At 43.3% G+C, this 17,594-nt stretch carries 19 protein-coding genes and 2 riboswitches; of the genes, 18 read left to right on the forward strand and 1 reads right to left on the reverse strand.

The window, feature by feature from the left end; translation table 11 throughout:
• Positions 1-81 precede the first annotated feature (81 nt).
• Positions 82-277: riboswitch (cobalamin riboswitch) on the reverse strand.
• A gap of 201 nt (positions 278-478) precedes the next feature.
• A riboswitch (cobalamin riboswitch) is annotated at positions 479-668 on the forward strand.
• 151 nt (positions 669-819) lie between these two features.
• From ADA55_RS02210 to ADA55_RS29090, 17 genes are all read left to right on the forward strand, one after another.
• The gene (locus ADA55_RS02210; RefSeq protein ID WP_048678453.1) at positions 820-1,188 is read left to right on the forward strand and encodes a (2Fe-2S) ferredoxin domain-containing protein; all 369 of its coding nucleotides are present in this window, start codon (positions 820-822) and stop codon (positions 1,186-1,188) included.
• Positions 1,189-1,202: 14 nt separating this feature from the next.
• Entirely contained in the window at positions 1,203-2,840 is a 1,638-nt protein-coding gene (gene cobJ, locus ADA55_RS02215; RefSeq protein WP_048678454.1) for a precorrin-3B C(17)-methyltransferase, read from the forward strand.
• A gap of 18 nt (positions 2,841-2,858) precedes the next feature.
• A complete protein-coding gene (locus tag ADA55_RS02220) occupies positions 2,859-3,791 on the forward strand; it encodes a sirohydrochlorin chelatase (protein ID WP_048678456.1) in 933 nt (310 codons plus the stop codon).
• On the forward strand, positions 3,788-4,558 hold the full coding sequence (gene cobK / locus ADA55_RS02225; protein ID WP_048678459.1) for a precorrin-6A reductase: 771 nt from the start codon (positions 3,788-3,790) through the stop codon (positions 4,556-4,558). The genes ADA55_RS02220 and cobK overlap by 4 nt, the downstream gene beginning before the upstream one ends.
• 12 nt (positions 4,559-4,570) lie before the next feature.
• Positions 4,571-5,218, forward strand: a complete 648-nt coding sequence (locus ADA55_RS02230; protein ID WP_034312499.1) for a precorrin-8X methylmutase — start codon at positions 4,571-4,573, stop codon at positions 5,216-5,218.
• Between the two features lie 5 nt (positions 5,219-5,223).
• On the forward strand, positions 5,224-6,336 hold the full coding sequence (locus ADA55_RS02235; protein WP_048678462.1) for a cobalt-precorrin-5B (C(1))-methyltransferase: 1,113 nt from the start codon (positions 5,224-5,226) through the stop codon (positions 6,334-6,336).
• Positions 6,314-7,534 carry a precorrin-6y C5,15-methyltransferase (decarboxylating) subunit CbiE gene (gene cbiE / locus ADA55_RS02240; RefSeq protein WP_373689727.1) on the forward strand — a complete coding sequence of 407 codons (1,221 nt, stop codon included), beginning with the start codon at positions 6,314-6,316 and terminating at the stop codon, positions 7,532-7,534. Before ADA55_RS02235 ends, cbiE begins: the two co-directional genes overlap by 23 nt.
• Positions 7,527-8,234, forward strand: coding sequence for a precorrin-2 C(20)-methyltransferase (cobI, locus tag ADA55_RS02245; RefSeq protein WP_048678463.1), 708 nt, complete (start codon positions 7,527-7,529; stop codon positions 8,232-8,234). Before cbiE ends, cobI begins: the two co-directional genes overlap by 8 nt.
• On the forward strand, positions 8,231-9,007 hold the full coding sequence (gene cobM / locus ADA55_RS02250; RefSeq protein WP_048678465.1) for a precorrin-4 C(11)-methyltransferase: 777 nt from the start codon (positions 8,231-8,233) through the stop codon (positions 9,005-9,007). The genes cobI and cobM overlap by 4 nt, the downstream gene beginning before the upstream one ends.
• A complete protein-coding gene (locus tag ADA55_RS02255; protein WP_048678468.1) occupies positions 9,004-10,128 on the forward strand; it encodes a cobalt-precorrin 5A hydrolase in 1,125 nt (374 codons plus the stop codon). The genes cobM and ADA55_RS02255 overlap by 4 nt, the downstream gene beginning before the upstream one ends.
• Before the next feature lie 16 nt (positions 10,129-10,144).
• Positions 10,145-11,536 (forward strand): cobyrinate a,c-diamide synthase, encoded by a 1,392-nt coding sequence (locus ADA55_RS02260; RefSeq protein ID WP_048678470.1) that lies wholly within the window; start codon positions 10,145-10,147, stop codon positions 11,534-11,536.
• 38 nt (positions 11,537-11,574) lie between these two features.
• Entirely contained in the window at positions 11,575-12,384 is an 810-nt protein-coding gene (gene cobA / locus ADA55_RS02265) for a uroporphyrinogen-III C-methyltransferase (protein ID WP_048678472.1), read from the forward strand.
• A complete protein-coding gene (locus ADA55_RS02270; RefSeq protein WP_048678474.1) occupies positions 12,363-12,926 on the forward strand; it encodes a nitroreductase family protein in 564 nt (187 codons plus the stop codon). Before cobA ends, ADA55_RS02270 begins: the two co-directional genes overlap by 22 nt.
• Before the next feature lie 14 nt (positions 12,927-12,940).
• Complete coding sequence (locus tag ADA55_RS02275) at positions 12,941-13,477, forward strand: cob(I)yrinic acid a,c-diamide adenosyltransferase (protein WP_048678477.1); 537 nt, start codon at positions 12,941-12,943, stop codon at positions 13,475-13,477.
• A gap of 12 nt (positions 13,478-13,489) precedes the next feature.
• The gene (locus ADA55_RS02280) at positions 13,490-15,007 is read left to right on the forward strand and encodes a cobyric acid synthase (protein WP_048678479.1); all 1,518 of its coding nucleotides are present in this window, start codon (positions 13,490-13,492) and stop codon (positions 15,005-15,007) included.
• A 173-nt stretch (positions 15,008-15,180) separates the two neighbouring features.
• Complete coding sequence (locus ADA55_RS02285; protein ID WP_034312477.1) at positions 15,181-15,453, forward strand: HU family DNA-binding protein; 273 nt, start codon at positions 15,181-15,183, stop codon at positions 15,451-15,453.
• 309 nt (positions 15,454-15,762) lie between these two features.
• Positions 15,763-15,930, forward strand: coding sequence for a hypothetical protein (locus ADA55_RS29090; RefSeq protein WP_153246085.1), 168 nt, complete (start codon positions 15,763-15,765; stop codon positions 15,928-15,930).
• Here ADA55_RS29090 and ADA55_RS02290 read toward each other — a convergent pair.
• Positions 15,927-16,712, reverse strand: a complete 786-nt coding sequence (locus ADA55_RS02290) for a serine/threonine protein kinase (RefSeq protein WP_226990381.1) — start codon at positions 16,710-16,712, stop codon at positions 15,927-15,929. The genes ADA55_RS29090 and ADA55_RS02290 overlap by 4 nt on opposite strands.
• Before the next feature lie 285 nt (positions 16,713-16,997).
• Here ADA55_RS02290 and ADA55_RS31590 point away from each other — a divergent pair.
• Positions 16,998-17,594 (forward strand): flavin reductase family protein (locus ADA55_RS31590; protein WP_065421096.1); only part of this gene is annotated, 597 nt, incomplete at its 3' end.

The raw sequence follows: 17,594 nt of genomic DNA on the forward strand, positions 1-17,594 counted from the left end.
GCGTAATGAACAGGAATTTTGCAGCATGAACCAACCTTGGGCCATTCTGCCTGATCCGCACGCCCATCCTCGTAGGCTGAAACAGTTTCACGCTTCATGGCAGGTCTCCTGGCTTTGGTTCATCATCCCATTACATCCTTCCCATCTCATTTGACAGTGGATTAAAGTTAAAGTAATGGAACTTCCCTTTACAGTGGCGGGACCGCTCCGGATTTTCACCGGCTTCCCTTTTAAGCTGAATTCCGAGAAATTCAACACCATGAAACTTATGTAATTATTTAGAAAATTCTCGTATAGTGTACCATAAAGAAATAATTCCAGCTACACTATCTTTTTTTTTTGGTCGAAGTTTGTTGCGAGGAAAGGATTGTAACTGGTTTTACACGTTTAAACTTTTCTAAACAGTCGGAATAAACTATTGAATTTTGACAAAGTTGTTATATGATAGATTAAGTTAGTTGGAAATGTATAATAAAACCAAATATTTCATTTTAAAAGTGCCCTTGTGTGAATAAGCAAGGGATAATAGGGAAATCGGTGAAAATCCGATGCAGCCCCCGCTACTGTAAACGCTGATGAAATTGTCGATAGCCACTGGCATGATGCCGGGAAGGGACAAAGTAAAATGAAGCGTAAGCCAGGAAACCTGCTTTTAAAATTGCATGATACTTTTCGGAGGGAAAGGTAGAAGGACTATGACGATTTTGGGAGGGTTTGGCAAGCTTGCCTTTGGCTCCTCATTCATATAGTTTTTTTAAACCTTGACTCTTATGTTAAGGTTTTTTATTTTGCCTTTTCCCTGAACCTAGGAGGAAGAAAATGACTACTTGGAACTTGACGGGTACAAATACGCATCTGTTGATTTGTAATGGGAGCAGCTGCATGAAAAAGGGCGGGGAAGAAGTAACCCAAGCGATTCGCGATGAAATTGCTTCAAAAGGACTGGATCTGAAAATCCATACAACGAGGACACGCTGTAACGGGAGATGTAAGGATGCCTGCGTAGTGATTGCCTATCCCCAAGGAAACTGGTATCGAGTGGAAACGCCTGATTTCGGTCGGCAGATCGTCAGTAATATCGATGATGGTGAGTTTGTTCCACAGATGATCTATCAATACAAAGACGGGGAAATGACCCCTAATCCAGATTTTCCTGCTCATACGGGTATTTCAAAGAACAAAGCGTAAAAGGAGATGTCTTAATGAGTACAAACGGTAAATTATTCGTCGTGGGCTTTGGGCCCGGGAATTTTGAACACATTACCAAACGTGCCGTCGAAGCCCTTCAAGAAAGTGACTACATCATTGGTTATAAAACTTATGTTGAACTCATTCAGGGACTGCTAACAGATCAAACGATCATTAGTACGGGGATGACCGAAGAGGTATCACGTGCACAGGAAGCAGTGAAACAAGCGGAGCTGGGAAAGAAAGTGGCGGTGATTTCCAGTGGGGATGCCGGAGTTTACGGGATGGCAGGGTTGGTTTATGAAGTATTGATTGAAAAAGGCTGGAAAGAAGAAACTGGAGTGGGCATAGAAGTCATTCCTGGCATCTCAGCAATCAACTCATGTGCGTCTTTACTTGGGGCGCCCGTCATGCACGATTCGTGTACGATCAGCCTCAGTGATCATTTAACTCCTTGGGAACTGATCGCTAAAAGGGTTGAAGCAGCTGCAATGGCAGACTTTGTCATTGCACTGTATAATCCGCGCAGCGGCAGGCGGACCCGGCAAATTGTTGAAACACAGAAAATTCTCCTTCGCTACCGCTCGCCGGATACACCTGTCGGGTTGGTGAAAAGTGCTTATCGCGATAGGCAGGATATTGTCATTACCAATTTGAAGGATATGTTGAATCACGATATTGGAATGTTGACCACCGTCATTATCGGTAATTCATCCACCTTTTTATATGACGACAAAATCATCACACCGAGAGGCTATCAAAGAAAATATACGTTAAATTCGGAAAAGCAAACTTTGAAGCCGCATCAGCGACTGCAAAAAGAAGCGGAACCGTGGGCATTAGATCAAGAAGCCTTACCCGAGTCCGCTGGAGGAGTTGGCTTACTTACAAAAGCACCTGAAAAGAAGCAAGCTTCCTTTGAAATGGCAATGGAAGCTCTGTCCAGAGTCAAGGGTCAAGCCGTTCAGCAATCCATTAAGCCGGTTGTTCAGCAAAAAATGGAGTCGGTGTTCGAACTTGCCGTTAGTCCAGGTGTGGCGAATAAACAATTCACTCCCAAACAAATGATGACACTTGCGGAAGTTGTCGGGGAAAAGGGAACGATGGAATACACGCCAAATCATAAAATCGTCTTAAAGATTCCGACAACGGATCCGGAAGTCATTACGGGGAAATTGCAATCAGCAAACTTTCTTTTGTCGCCGATTGGAGATGTACTGACATTAAAAGCCTGTGATTTCTGTGATGGTGAAAAAGCGGAATCCATTCCTTATGCGGACGAAATACACCGGGTGCTTGGCGGAATGAGCATGCCCAAGGAACTGAACATCGGCTTTAATGGGTGTGGGATGGCTTGTTATAGTGCTGTGATGGATGATATCGGGATTGTCTTCAGAAAAGGGAAGTTCGACTTATTTCTTGGAGCTAAACCGGTTGGAAGAACAGCCCATCCGGGTCAGCCGGTAGCGGAAGGCATTGAACCGGAACAACTTGTAGAACTGATCACGGACATTGTCGGCGAGTATAAGCAAAATGCCCATCCAAATGAGCGGCTTTTTAAATACTTCAAACGTTCGAAAAAGATACAGAATTTTTCTTATCAGGACATCGCTCCCAAAATAAACATAGAGCCTGCGCCTTGTGAAGACTAATCAAGAGGGGGAAAGTAAATGAAAGCAGTTTTGTTCGTAGGACACGGAAGCCGGTTGGCTTCGGGAAATGAAGAAGTCCGTCATTTTATTGAAAATATGATTCCGTCAATGGACGGGCGTTTCCTAGTGGAAACGTGCTTCTTGGAATTTGCGGCACCGAATATATCCAAAGGAATTGATAATTGTGTAGAACGAGGGGCTACTGAAGTTATCGTCATACCGATCATTTTGTTGCATGCAGGACATTCGAAATTACATATCCCAGCTGAAATAGAGGATGGGAAAACCAAGTATCCAGAAGTGAAATTCACATATGGCCAAACGATCGGGGTCCACCATGATGTATTGACGATCCTGACAGACCGTCTTGAGGAAGCGGGATTCGATACGATCTCTGAACATTCAGAGACAGCGATATTGTTAATTGGCCGAGGCGGCAGTGATGCTGATGCAAATAGTGATATATTTAAAATTTCACGATTATTATGGGAAAAATTAAACGTTAAATGGGTCGAAACAGCCTTCATGGGTGTAACGGACCCTCACGTTGATGAAGGTATTGAACGATGCATCCGCTTAGGGGCAAAAAAAATAGTGATGCTGCCATATTTCCTCTTCACTGGGGTGTTGATGGAAAGAATGGAGGATATGCTGAAAGGCTATCAAGAGCAATATCATGATCGAGAATTCATATTGGCAAAGTATTTTGGATATCATCCAACCTTACAGAACATTCTGCAAGAACGAGTAATTGAAGCCAGTGAAGGCAAATCAAGCGGGGCGCGTGATTTGGAAAACTATCGTAAACATGTCGAGGAACATGGACATGCTCACCATCATCACCATCACGATCACGACCACGACCATGATCACCATCACGACCATGAACACCATCACGACCATGATCATCACCACGATCATGATGGGCAAGCGGTGGGGACATCAAAATGATTTTGTTCTTGGCGGGTACAAGTGATGCAAGGGAATTAGCGATTGAGATGCAGCAGGTTGGGTTCAAGGTTTTGGCAACTGTTGTAACCGAATCGGCGGCCAAGAGTTTGCAGGATGCAGGGATATCCACCCGGATTGGCCGATTATCTGCAGAAGATATGACATCTTTAATCTCTGCAAAAGGTTTTCAGGCTGTAGTCGATGCAAGTCACCCATTTGCCGAAGAAGCATCCAAAAACGCCCTTATTGGAGCAAAGGCAGCAAATGTTCCTTATATTCGTTATGAGCGTGAAAGTCAACGGTTTCAGAATGATAAATTGATAGTTGTCCGTGGCTATGAGGAAGCTGCCAAGCTTGCCGCAGAAAAACGGGGAGTCATCATGCTCACGACCGGAAGTAAAACCCTAGCCGTGTTTGCAAAAGAATTGGTGGGGCTCGAGAATACCAGAGTCATAGCGAGAATGCTGCCACGAATGGACAATATGGAAAAATGTGCGCAGTTGGGCATTGAACAAAAAAATATCGTTGCGATTCAAGGGCCATTTTCCAAAGAATTAAATAAAGCTCTATATGAACAGTATGGGGTCACATTGATGATAACGAAAGAAAGTGGCAAGGTCGGTGCGGTTGATGAGAAATTGGAAGCCGCGTTGGAATGTGGAATAGACACGATCATGATATCACGACCGGATGTTGACTATCAAAATGTTCATTCCAGTTTTGATCATGTCATTGCCGAGTTGAATAAACAGCTAATTGAAAAATAGGAGGAATGCAAGATGGATTTTAAAACGGATTTTAAACCACTAACGGTAGACCCTGACAAAATATATGATTATAGCTTTTCAATCATTGCTGAAGAAATGGGCAATCATGATTTTTCTGAAGATGAATGGAAGATCGTCCGCAGGGTCATTCATGCTTCAGCGGATTTTGAATTGGGAAGAAGTGTCATCATCCATCCAAATGCCATTCAAGCTGGTGTGGAAGCCATTCGCAAAGGAAGGCATGTCATTGCTGATGTGCAAATGATCGAGAGCGGTACAGGCAAAAAAAGATTTCAAAAACACGGCGGGGACGTTCATTGCTATATTTCAGATCCGGATGTGATGGTCGAAGCAAAACGTTTGAATACAACAAGGGCAATCATTTCGATGCAAAAAGCCGTAAAGGAAAATGAAGGGGGCATTTATGCCATTGGCAATGCACCTACCGCTTTACTTGAGCTCATTCGCCTTATTAAAGAAGGGATTGCAAAACCGGACTTAATCATTGGAATGCCTGTTGGGTTTGTTTCTGCAGCAGAATCGAAAGAGGAACTCGCTAAGATCACAGAAGTTCCATTCATTACGAATATTGGCCGAAAAGGTGGAAGTACTGTCACTGTTGCTGCATTGAACGCGATTTCCCTTTTAGCTGATAGTTAAAAAACATGGAAAAGAAAGTGAAAAAAGACCCCTCACAAATGCGTCATGGATATACGACAGGAGCATGTTCAACTGCCGTGACCAAAGCGGCATTGACCGCTTTGATCACGGGGGATGCACTTGAGGAGGCAACGATTTCCTTGCCCATCGGCCGAGATGCCACTTTCACTATTGAGAAATATGATATATCAGAAAATGCGGTTAGTGCTGAAACGATCAAAGATGCCGGAGATGATCCCGATGCCACACATCTGGCCCATATTATCTCTACTGTCAGCTGGTCGGATGCACCCGGGATTATCCTGGATGGAGGGACCGGAGTTGGTCGTGTGACAAAACCCGGGCTTCCCGTTCCTGTAGGGGAAGCAGCCATTAATCCTGTACCGCGCAAGATGATTTTAACAACTGTGCAGCAAACATTGGAAGAATTCAAGATCAATAGAGGAGTGAAAATCGTCATCTCCGTACCCGCAGGTGAAGAAATAGCGAAAAAAACATTAAATGGCCGCTTAGGGATTGTGGGAGGCATTTCCATTTTGGGAACAAGGGGCACTGTCGTCCCTTTTTCCAGTTCCGCCTATATGGCAAGTATCGTCCAGGCCATCAGTGTCGCCAAAGCGAGTGGGTGTGAGCACCTTGTCTTAACGACTGGCGGGCGCAGTGAAAAATATGCAATGGGCCTACTTCCAGATTTACCTGAGGAAGCCTTTATTGAAATGGGTGATTTTGTAGGCTTCTCACTTAAGCAATGTAAGAGGCAGGGAATTAAAAAGGTCTCACTGGTCGGCATGATGGGTAAATTCTCCAAAGTGGCCCAAGGTGTGATGATGGTGCATTCAAAAAGTGCCCCGGTCGACTTCGGTTTTCTATCGGAAATAGCCCAAAGCGTTGGAGCCGATGATGACCTTGTTCTTGAAATCAAGAATGCAAACACAGCATCACAAGTCGGGGACATGATGTCAGCCATTAATAATTTTGATTTTTTTAATAAACTATGTGAATCTTGCTGTCATTCTGCGATAAACCAAGTGAAGGGCGGCATTGAAATGGAAACGGCGATTTATTCGTTGAAAGGACAATTACTGGGAAGGGCTGTTGGAATTGAGTCAATCGATTAAATTAATTGGGATAGGGGATAACGGTCAGGAAAGCTTACTGCCTCAATATACCCAATGGATAGAAGAAAGTGAAGTGCTGGTCGGAGGTGAACGGATCTTATCCTTCTTTCCGAACTATTCTGGCAAGAAGATCGCCATAAAGGGCGGCTTGAAAAAGGTCGTGGAACAACTGCAGGATGAAACTCGTCCAACCGTTGTCTTAGCTTCCGGTGACCCATTGTTTTATGGAATGGGAGGCTATCTTTCCAGCAAAATCAACATGGAGGTTTACCCATATTTCAGTTCCATTCAGCTTGCTTTCGCAAAAATGGGGGAAAGCTGGCAAGATGCCTTCCTCGTCAGCATTCATGGCCGCAGTATGAAAGGGCTGGCCCAAAGGATTGATGGGAAAGCGAAAGTGGCCTTACTTACAGACAGCGAAAATAGTCCTAATCAACTGGCTAAATATCTCCTTTCATTCGGAATGACTGAATACCGGGCATTTGTGGCTGAAAACCTTCAAGGAGAAGACGAAGAATCTGGCTGGTATGAACTTGATGAAATGATGGAGCGGGAATTCTCTCCCTTGAATGTCGTCATTTTGAAAAGAAAATCAGAAGGTCCAAGCTGGTCCTTGGGGATAGAAGATGAAGAATTTTCGCAGCGTAAGCCGGACAAAGGCCTCATAACCAAAAAGGAAATTCGAGTATTGAGTCTGCATGCGTTGAATCTAAGGAAAAAAAGCATAGTTTGGGATGTTGGGACGTGTACGGGATCAATGGCAATTGAAGCGGCCAAGCTTGCATCCGAAGGTCAAATCTTCGCAATTGAAAAAAATGAGCCTGATTTAGAAAACTGTTATCAAAACCAACGTAAATTCCGTACCGATATAACGGCGATTCATGGGAAAGCCCCGCAGGGATTGGAAACTTTTCCAGATCCTGATGCGATTTTCATTGGCGGGACCGGCGGCGAAATGGGAGAGCTGATCAATACTTGCTGCAAACGGCTTAAAGTTGGCGGCAGGATCGTTCTGAATGCTGCGACGATTGAGAATCTTTACAGGGCTAATGAGGCATTTGCTGAAGCTGGTTTTCACACCTCCATCATGCATGCGCAAATCTCCAGAAGTAAGCCAATATTGGGAATGAACAGATTTGTACCGCTTAATCCGGTTTATATCATTACTGCACAACGAAAGGAAGACATGAATGAGTAATCTTGGTACATTATATGGCCTTGGCGTGGGCCCGGGCGATCCAGAACTTATTACGGTAAAGGCATTTCGCGTGATTCAGGAATCTCCGGTCATTGCGTATCCCAAAAAAAGAAAAGGGAGTAAAAGCTACGCCCACCGCATTGTTGAAGTTTACATTCGTCCTGAAGAGAAGGATATGCTTGGCCTTGTTTTTCCGATGACGAAAGATCAAACGATCTTGGATCGGGAATGGAACGAAACGGTTGAAAAAGTTTGGCAAAAATTAAATGAAGGTAAAGATGTAGCTTTCGTTACGGAAGGCGATCCGCTTTTATATAGTACGTTCATACATATGATGAAATTGATGCAGGAGTTGCATCCCGAAGTCGAAATCAAGACGGTCCCGGGCATTTCTTCCTTTAATGGATCAGCGTCAAGGCTGGGCATCGCTTTGGCTGATGGTGATGATCATGTAGCGATAGTTCCTGCAAGGGATGATTATGAAGCGATGAAGAAGGCGATCGAGGATCATGATGCCGTGGTGTTCATCAAAGTGGCAAAGGTCATCGATTTAATGATTTCCGTTTTAAAAGATCTGGACTTACTAGAAAAGGCATCGGTCGTAACCAAAGTCACTTCCGATGAAGAAGTGATTTGGAAAGTGAGTGAATTGGAAGGGCTTGAACTAGAATACTTAACATTGATGGTGGTGAGAAAATGAAGATATATATTGTAGGGGCCGGCCCGGGTGATCCGGATTTGATAACTGTAAAAGGATTGAACATTCTCCAAACGGCCGATGTGATTTTATATACGGATTCATTAGTGAATGAAGAATTGATTGCTAAGGCAAAACCCGATGCCGAGGTGCTAAAAACGGCAGGAATGCATTTGGAAGAAATTGTTGGAATCATGGTCGATCGTGTTAAAGAAGGAAAGATGGTTGCCAGAATCCATACAGGGGATCCTGCCATGTACGGTGCAATCATGGAACAAATTGTCCTATTGAAGAAAGAGGGTATTGGTTATGAGGTGATCCCTGGAGTGAGTTCGGTATTCGCCTCAGCAGCGGCAATAGGAGCAGAGCTGACTATCCCTGATTTAACCCAGACACTCATATTAACGAGGGCTGAAGGACGTACGCCTGTTCCGGAATTTGAAAAATTACGTGATTTGGCTAGTCATCATTGTACGATTGCCCTTTTCTTGAGTGCGACCTTGACAAAAAAAATCGTTAAAGAACTCCAGGAAGCCGGTTGGAAGGATGAAACACCGGTCGCAGTCATTCAACGGGCAACATGGCCGGATCAAAAAATTGTCCGTACCACATTAGTGAACTTAGATGATGCCATGCGTCAAAACGGTATCCGCAAGCACGCGATGATTTTGGCTGGATGGGCTTTGGACCCTGACATCCATGATAAAGATGAATACCGTTCCAAACTATATGATGCGAGTTTTACCCACGGTTTCAGAAAAGGTGTTAAACCATGATCATTGAATTGAAAGAAACGGAACTTGCTCCCATTAAACGGTCCCATACTTATGCGATCGTAGCGATTACAAAGCATGGTGTCGAGCTGGCACGTAAATTACATACCGTTTTTTCGAATTCCGATCTATATTACATGAGCAAGTTTGAAAAAGGGGACGAAGAGCATAAACAGATCCAGCTTTTTTCGGGCAGCGTCCGTATGCTATTGCCAGCTTTATTCAAGGAATATAAAGGAATCATACTAATTATTTCTCTCGGGGCAGTAGTCAGGATGATTGCACCCATTTTGAAGGATAAGAAAACGGATCCAGGTGTCGTAGTCATTGATGATAAAGGGGAAAATGTTATCAGTGTACTTTCAGGGCATCTGGGAGGGGCAAATGAACTGACAAAGGAAGTGGCTGCAGCGCTTGACGCAAGAGCCATAATCACGACGGCTTCGGATGTACAAAAAACGATTCCTGTCGACTTATTCGGCCAGCGCTTCGGCTGGATTTGGGATTCCGCAGAAAAATTGACGCCAGTAAGTGCTTCCGTAGTAAATGAAGAGCATGTTGCCGTTGTACAGGAATCAGGTGAACGGAACTGGTGGCCTTATGATACGGCATTACCTGAACGAATTATCGTATACCCATCCATTGAAGAAGCGCTTCAAGCAAAGCCGCAAGCTGCTCTGGTCGTGACTCACCGCATGCTTAAGCAGTCGGAAAAGAGGATCCTGGAAAATGGAATCGTATATCGTCCAAAGGTCATCGCTCTCGGTATCGGGTGCAATAGGGGAACGGAGGCTGCTGAAATTGAGCAGGTGATTGCAGAAACACTAGCCGATTTATCATTTTCATTAAAAAGCGTTAAGGCTATCTGTACAATTTCCTTAAAGAAAGACGAACTCGGCTTGATTGAAGTAGTTGAAAAATATGGCTGGGAATTCGTGCATTATGAACCGGAAGAGCTTAATCAAGCCAAAATCGAAGCTCCATCGGATACAGTATTTAAATACACGGGTGCATATGGTGTGAGTGAACCGGCTGTTAGGATTTATACCAAAGCTGAACAATTGGAGCTGGTTAAGAAAAAATCGGGGAACGTAACCATATCAGTTGGGATCATTCCTTTTTAAGGAGGGAGAAACAAATATGAACGATAGAAGATTGGTAATTGCGGGTACCGGAAGCGGTGTCGGAAAAACGACATTGACCATCGGAATCATGGCAGCCCTCCAGAAGAAAGGCTTTACCGTTCAAGGGTTCAAATGTGGTCCTGACTATATTGATCCTACTTATCATACTGCAGTTACAGGACGGGTTTCACGCAATCTTGACAGTTGGATGTTTGAACATGACACTGTCCGTGAAATTCTTAACAAAGCAAATGCAGGAGCTGATATATCGATCATCGAAGGGGTCATGGGTTTCTTCGATGGCAAAAGTCCGTTAGCCAATACAGGATCGACGGCTGAAATCAGCATCATCACGCAAAGCCCTGTCCTGTTGGTAGTCAACTGTGCAAGCATGGCTCGGAGTGCAGCTGCCATCGTAAAAGGATTTCAGGACTTTTCGACCGGTCCTAACATCATTGGGGTCATTGCCAATCAAGTGGGAAGTGTAGGCCATTACAAAATCGTCAAATCAGCCATTGAGCAAGAATGCGATGTACCGGTGCTGGGATATATGAAACGGGAAATGGATATTGATATTCCAAGCCGTCATTTGGGCTTGATTCCTGCGATTGAACGCGGTGAACTTAACCCTTTTTTCGATAAGCTTGCACAATTGGTCATGGAAACGATCGATATCGATCAGTTGTACCGATTGTCAAAGACAAATCCCGTTTCCAGTGGGAACTCAAATATTTTTCAACCCAAAAATGAAAGTGACGTGTGCATTGCCGTCGCAAAAGATGCAGCCTTCAATTTTTATTATCAGGAAAACCTTGAGCTGCTTGAAGCATATGGGGCGAACATCAAGTATTTTTCTCCATTAAAAGGGGAAGAAGTTCCATTGGATGCCGATGGTTTATATCTTGGAGGCGGTTTTCCTGAGGAATTTGCAGCTGAACTTTCCGGTAACGTGGATGCTATCAAATCCATCAGAACCTCCATTGAAAAGGGGATGCCGACTCTAGCGGAATGTGGAGGTTTCATGTTTTTGAGCAAATCGATTGAAACGACTTCCGGAGAGACGCATCAGATGGCAGGAATGATACCGGGCAGGATTAAAATGCAGAAAAAGCTTGCAGCACTTGGGTATCGTGAAATTACAGGAACTTCAGGCAATTTTTTGATCAACGAAATGGAGCAGGCAAAAGGTCATGAATTCCACTACTCGACATTTGAAGCGGATGCTGATCTTACACATGCCTATCAAGCCAAAGGCAGATTCGGTTCGAAACAAGAGGGGTGTGTATTGGGCAACCTTGTTGCTGGGTATACCCACTTTCATTTTGCTTCCAATCCAACACTTGCTAAGAACTGGATCGATGCTTGCTTAAAACAAAAAAACAGATCTGCCCATGAAACTATCAACTAGTAAAAGGTATTTTTTGAAGCTTAAGAGGAGGCGCGAGCATGAAACCGGGAAAAGTTCATCTGGTCGGTGCGGGTCCCGGAGATCCGAAATTGATTACGGTATATGGACTGGAATGTATCCAAAAGGCGGATGTCATTGCATATGACAGGCTTGTCAATCCAGAACTATTAAACTATGCAAAAGAAGATGCAGAACTTGTATATTGCGGGAAATCACCAGGGAAACATCATCTCATTCAAAATGAAATACATGAACTTTTAGTGGAAAAAGCCTTACAGGGGAAAAACGTCACCCGTCTGAAGGGTGGAGATCCGTTTGTCTTTGGGCGGGGCGGTGAGGAAGCGGAGATACTGGCAGCTAATGGGATTGAATATGATATCGTCCCAGGAATCACAGCGGGAATCGCAGCACCGGCTTATGCGGGCATCCCGGTAACACACCGTGAACATGCCTCAAGTTATGCCATTGTGACAGGCCATGGCCGTGATTACAAGGGGCAGGATAACCTGAATTGGCAGGCGTTGGCTCAAGGCATCGATACCATTGCCTTTTATATGGGAATTGGTAATATGCCGTTCATCTGTGAAAAATTGATGGAGCATGGCAGGGATGGTAAAACGCCAGTGGCCGTCATTGAATGGGGCACGACAGATAAACAAAGGACGATCACCGGTACTTTGAGTTCGATTTCTTCGAAGGCTGTAACAGAAAAAATTCAAAATCCGTCAATCTTTCTAGTAGGGGATGTCGTCCAATTAAGAGAAAAAATCCAATGGTTTGAAAGAGTGATTGAATCAGAGTCCATTAAGGAAAGGAATGAGTTGGAATGTCCATCATTCAAGAATTGAAGGAACGCCGGGCAATAAGGAATTACGAAGAAAAAGAAGTGGAAGACGAAAAAATCAGGCAGTTATTGGAAGCGGCTACCTATGCCCCTAACGACCGATTGCGTGAACCTTGGAGTTTTTATGTTATCAAGGGGGAAGCGAAGCACCGTTATGAAAGATTGGCAGAAAGGTATTTATATGAACGCTTTCCTACCAAACCAAAATTGATTGACAGTTCACTGGAAGTTGTAAAGACGACACCGCTCATCATAGTCGTGACTTCTGATATTTTACCTGACGATCCAGATTCATCCGAAGACAATGTATTCGCTTCTTGTTGCGCTGTCCATTCGATGTGGCTTGCCGCAAAAGAGCTAGGTCTTGGATTCGTTTGGCGGACTAGAGGAGTGGGCCTTGTCAGGGATGAACGCCTGCACGAATTTATCGGCTCACCGGATAACAAAAAAGTGATCGGCACCATTTTTGTCGGATACCCTAAAGGAGATCAACCGGTTCCTGCTACTAAAAGGACTTCATACATAGAAAAAACAGTTTGGTTATGAGGGTAGGTGAGTGAGTGGCACGCAGAGGATTAATGCTTATTTATACGGGAAACGGGAAAGGGAAGACGACTGCCTCATTAGGGGTGACTTTAAGGGCAATCGGCAGAGGAATGAATGTCAAATACCTTCAGTTCATAAAATCTCCAGAGCGTACATATGGGGAAGCATTGGCATTGGGAAAATTAGGAGTTAAAATGGAACAGCTAGGTATTGGTTTCACATGGACCAAAACCCCGGAAGAGCATCGCAATGCATTGGCGTTAGCTTGGGAAAAGGTGAAACTGGCCCTTGCTGATCCGGGCATTGATTTACTTGTTTTGGATGAGCTGAACAATGCTTTAGCCATTTCCAAATTCCCGATTGATGATGTCTTGCCATTGGCTGAAGTCATCGATGCAATTCGAAATCGTCCCGCTCATATGCATATAGTCATTACCGGTAGGGACGCCAAGCCAGAGCTTATGGAAATGGCGGATTTGGTTTCATCGATCGAGGCGACCAAGCATTATTATGACGAGGGTATCGGTGCAGTCAAAGGATTAGAGTTTTAGGGGGTGAGCGTAATGAAGGCACGATCCATCATGATACAAGGGACGTCATCCGATGTAGGGAAAAGTTTGATTTGTACGGCGTTTTGCCGGGTATTTTCCAATAAAGGATTACGTGTCGTCCCTTTCAAATCACAAAACATGGCTTTGAATTCTTATGTAACCTTGGATGGCGGTGAAATCGGACGGGCTCAGGGAGTACAGGCGGAAGCAGCACGGATAACGGCAACGACTGATATGAATCCGATATTACTGAAACCAAAGCAGGATATGGTTTCGGAAGTGATCGTTCACGGAAAGCATTTTCTTGATATGAATGCAAAAAGCTATCGGTCCCAATTTGTCCAGGAAGCCATGCCCATCATCCGTAAATCGGTGGAAAAACTACAAGATGAATATGACATCATAGTACTCGAAGGGGCAGGAAGTCCTGCTGAAATTAACCTTAAGGACCGGGATATTGCAAATATGCGAATGGCTAAACTCACGGATGCGGCTGTCATTTTAGTGGCCGATATTGATCGTGGTGGAGTATTTGCGTCCATTATCGGGACACTTGCCTTATTGGATCAAGAAGAACGAGATAGTGTAAAGGGGATCATCATCAATAAATTTCGTGGCATGCGTGAATTGTTGGACGATGGCATTGAATGGGTGGAAAAGGAAACCGGGATTCCGGTCCTCGGGGTGCTGCCCTATCTAGACGTGAATATTGAAGCGGAAGATTCACTTGCCCTCTCTTCCTTACGTTTTAAAAAACCTAAAAAGGCTGAGTTTCCGATCGATGTAGCCGTCCTGAGATTTCCGCGGATCTCCAATTTTACAGATGTGGATCCTTTTTTCGATGAACCCGGAGTAGGTGTCCGACTTGTTAGCAGTGTCCATGAGTTAGGTAATCCCGATCTGCTAATTTTGCCGGGTACAAAAAACACGATGGAAGATTTAGAGTGGTTGAAACGTATGGGATTGGATGGGGCCATCGATGAACGGCGGAAACAAGGAACGATGATATTCGGCATATGCGGCGGTTTTCAAATGCTTGGGACTAAACTTTTCGATCCCGACGCGGTCGAGGGTGACGGTGAGAACGCAGAAGGGCTTTCGCTTCTTCCGGTGGAAACCGTCTTTCAAGCAGAAAAGAAGACGGTACAAATGGAAGGTTTACTTTCTGCTGGGATAATGGAAAGTCAAATGAATCTTAACGGTTTCGAAATACATTTAGGCAGAACGACATTGAAGTCACAAGTAAGGCCCTTTCTATTATTGAAGGATGGAAGAGAGGATGGAGCGATTTCCAATGACAACCAAGTTATGGGAACATATCTCCATGGAATATTCCATAATCGCTTGTTCACTAGATTACTGGTTAACCAAATTCGACGGAACAAGGGGTTGGATGAAGTGAAGGAAAACGTTCAAAGCGACTCGGAGCGCAGGGAGGAAGCGTATAATCTCTTGGCTTCCCATCTGGAAGAAAACATTGATATGGATACCATCTATCAATGGCTGCAGCTCGAATCTGCAGAAAGTTGAACAAAAGTCAGACGGTGCTTAGTATGTTGATCAAGGCCCTTTTATCTGCAAGAAAGATCAATTTTGAGCTGCAATTCCTTTTATTTAGCCATAATAAGTGACAGAGGCATACAAGATATGTTATGTTGTCTTCTCTACATATTTTATACAAAATAAAAGGATGAGGTGTTCATATGAATAAAACAGAATTAGTGAGCAGTGTTGCAGCACAAGCTGAACTGACAAAAGACGAAGCAAAAAAAGTAGTGGATGCATTGTTTGAAACAATCACGGCTACACTTGCTAAAGATGAAAAAATCCAATTAGTTGGTTTTGGTACATTTGAAGTGCGTGACCGTGCTGCCCGTACAGGAAGAAACCCGCAAACTGGCGAAGAAATACAAATTGCAGCTAGTAAAGTACCTGCTTTTAAAGCAGGTAAGGAATTAAAAGAAGCTGTAAAATAAAAGGTGAACGAAGAAAAAAACCTGGCGATGAAATATGCGCCAGGTTTTTTGTTTACTGACTGATTCGAAAAACAGATAATATATACCGAATGTAACTCAGATTTTGTAAGAGCCATTTGGAGTTTCATTAATTGAAGGGATTAGGGCGTTCCCATGACCAACAATGAAAAAAGCCGACTCCGTGAAGCAGTAATGGACTGTAACACAAATGAAAAAAAATTATAGTACTTATTAATAAGGTTTATACTGTGACTATGTTAGGCTAAATGAATAACAGGCTTTAAAACCAAAATAAAAGAGGTGAAAGAAATGCTGAAGAAAATAATGAAAAAAATCAAACAGCTTTCCCAAGGCAGCAGTGAGCGAAGACATGGGCATTATCGCCGAGGCAGCAGCAGCAGCAGCCGGGGGTACAAAAGGTATCCCATGAGTGGAAGTGACCGCTACAAGAGAAAAGGGCGGGGCAGCAGCAGCTAATTCCAATTCTTTGACTTCAATACAGCCTGCAGGTCCATTGAGATATCTTTAATATCTGAGTAAGGTTCTTGGATGCATAATAACCTTTTCAGTATATGCACGGTTTCTTTTTCTAACGAAAGCTCTTCTGTCCAAGGAAGTGCTTTTTTACTTTTGGAAGCGTACGTCGTATAAAGTACATATAGAAGTATTTCCCCCAAGTCGTAAAAGTCCTGCCTTTTCAGCTGCAAAATGGATTCTTTTGCGAGGTTGGCCGAATTGATCATCTTGGACAAACCAAAGTCTATCAAAATGGGCTGATTGTTCTTAAGTAAAATATTCGGTATACGTAAATCTTGATGGAAAATGTCATGCTCATGTAGATAAGATACTAAATCCACCAGCTTATTTAGAAAATATAGAGACTCTTTCTCATTGAACGTTAATTGATTCAAGAAAATATGGTCTTCTAAATTATCCCCTTCTATGAAATCCATCACAAAATAAACATTTCCATCTTGCGAAAATTCCTCGTGAAATTTAGGGATATTTCTGTGGTTTAACATTCGTAATATGGAAATTTCATTTTCAAACTGTTTCAGCTCTTTTTTGCTGCGGCGTTTACTTTTCCGGAGCTGTTTGATCACTATATTTTCATTCATTTTCAAATCATTGCAACGATAAACAATACCGTAGCTTCCTGTTCCGATTACAGCTTTTACCTCGTAGCGGTAATTCAAAACCACACTCTTTTTTAAAGGAATATCCACAATTAACTGGTAGAACTTTCTAAAGGAACGCAAAATTGAAACTTCCCTCACCACTTTCAAATATTCGAGTCAAGAACCAAAAAAAGACCATTATTAACTATGCTGGAAATATGAATGATCATGGTTAGTTTAACACTGATTTTTGATGATGCGGTAATGAAAGTCTTTTAATCGGGGAGTTCTTTTATACAATAGTTCACAATTAAAAAGAGCTATAAAAAGTTTTTCCTTAAATTTCATAATATGAAATTATATGATTATTAAAATGATTAAGGTTTACTATAATGAATTCATAATAAAAGAGTAGGAGGTGATAAGATGGATGGGCGCGAGTTGAGAAATTGCTTTGGTAAATTCCCAACCGGAGTCACGATAGTGAGCTGGTTTGATGGGAAAGTTCAAAAGGGAATCACTGTGAATTCTTTTACCTCGGTTTCCTTGGATCCCCCGCTTGCTTTAGTATCAATTCATAAAGAAGCAAAAGCCAGCACTAGCTTGAAAGACAAGGCTTTTACCATTAATATTTTGTCGGATGAACAAGAATCCATTGCATGGCAATTTGCGGGCAGCAAACAGAAAATACTTGAAATTGACTGGAATAACAAGGAAGTTTCGCCAAAAATACATGAAGTGTTGCCTGGATGGAATGCAAACCATGGAGAGAGTATGATGCTGGTGATCATGTATTATTCATCGGTGAAATACAGGAGTTGCATTTCGAAAATTTGGAAGCGCTTACTTTTTATCAAGGGAAAATGGGGTCTGCTAAACTCACGAGTAAAGCAGCTGAATTCACGAGTAAACCGGCCAAACTCACGAGTAACCATCAAACTCACGAGTAAACCGGCCAAACTCACGAGTAAAACAGCCAAATTCACGAGTAAACCGGTCAAATTCACGAGTAAAACAGCTGAA

Source organism: Bacillus sp. 220_BSPC (assembly GCF_001054655.1).
GTDB classification, from domain to species: Bacteria; Bacillota; Bacilli; order Bacillales; family DSM-1321; genus Peribacillus; species Peribacillus frigoritolerans.

Excerpts from the sequence above, each read along its gene's own strand:
- cobI (WP_048678463.1), top strand. The coding sequence starts at position 7,527 with ATGAGTAATCTTGGTACATTATATGGCCTTGGCGTGGGCCCGGGCGAT.
- ADA55_RS02210 (WP_048678453.1), top strand. The coding sequence starts at position 820 with ATGACTACTTGGAACTTGACGGGTACAAATACGCATCTGTTGATTTGT.
- ADA55_RS29090 (WP_153246085.1), top strand. The coding sequence starts at position 15,763 with ATGCTGAAGAAAATAATGAAAAAAATCAAACAGCTTTCCCAAGGCAGC.
- cobJ (WP_048678454.1), top strand. The coding sequence starts at position 1,203 with ATGAGTACAAACGGTAAATTATTCGTCGTGGGCTTTGGGCCCGGGAAT.
- cobA (WP_048678472.1), top strand. The coding sequence starts at position 11,575 with ATGAAACCGGGAAAAGTTCATCTGGTCGGTGCGGGTCCCGGAGATCCG.
- ADA55_RS02270 (WP_048678474.1), top strand. The coding sequence starts at position 12,363 with ATGTCCATCATTCAAGAATTGAAGGAACGCCGGGCAATAAGGAATTAC.
- cobM (WP_048678465.1), top strand. The coding sequence starts at position 8,231 with ATGAAGATATATATTGTAGGGGCCGGCCCGGGTGATCCGGATTTGATA.
- ADA55_RS02230 (WP_034312499.1), top strand. The coding sequence starts at position 4,571 with ATGGATTTTAAAACGGATTTTAAACCACTAACGGTAGACCCTGACAAA.
- ADA55_RS02235 (WP_048678462.1), top strand. The coding sequence starts at position 5,224 with ATGGAAAAGAAAGTGAAAAAAGACCCCTCACAAATGCGTCATGGATAT.
- ADA55_RS02255 (WP_048678468.1), top strand. The coding sequence starts at position 9,004 with ATGATCATTGAATTGAAAGAAACGGAACTTGCTCCCATTAAACGGTCC.
- cobK (WP_048678459.1), top strand. The coding sequence starts at position 3,788 with ATGATTTTGTTCTTGGCGGGTACAAGTGATGCAAGGGAATTAGCGATT.
- ADA55_RS02280 (WP_048678479.1), top strand. The coding sequence starts at position 13,490 with ATGAAGGCACGATCCATCATGATACAAGGGACGTCATCCGATGTAGGG.
- ADA55_RS02260 (WP_048678470.1), top strand. The coding sequence starts at position 10,145 with ATGAACGATAGAAGATTGGTAATTGCGGGTACCGGAAGCGGTGTCGGA.
- ADA55_RS02285 (WP_034312477.1), top strand. The coding sequence starts at position 15,181 with ATGAATAAAACAGAATTAGTGAGCAGTGTTGCAGCACAAGCTGAACTG.
- ADA55_RS02220 (WP_048678456.1), top strand. The coding sequence starts at position 2,859 with ATGAAAGCAGTTTTGTTCGTAGGACACGGAAGCCGGTTGGCTTCGGGA.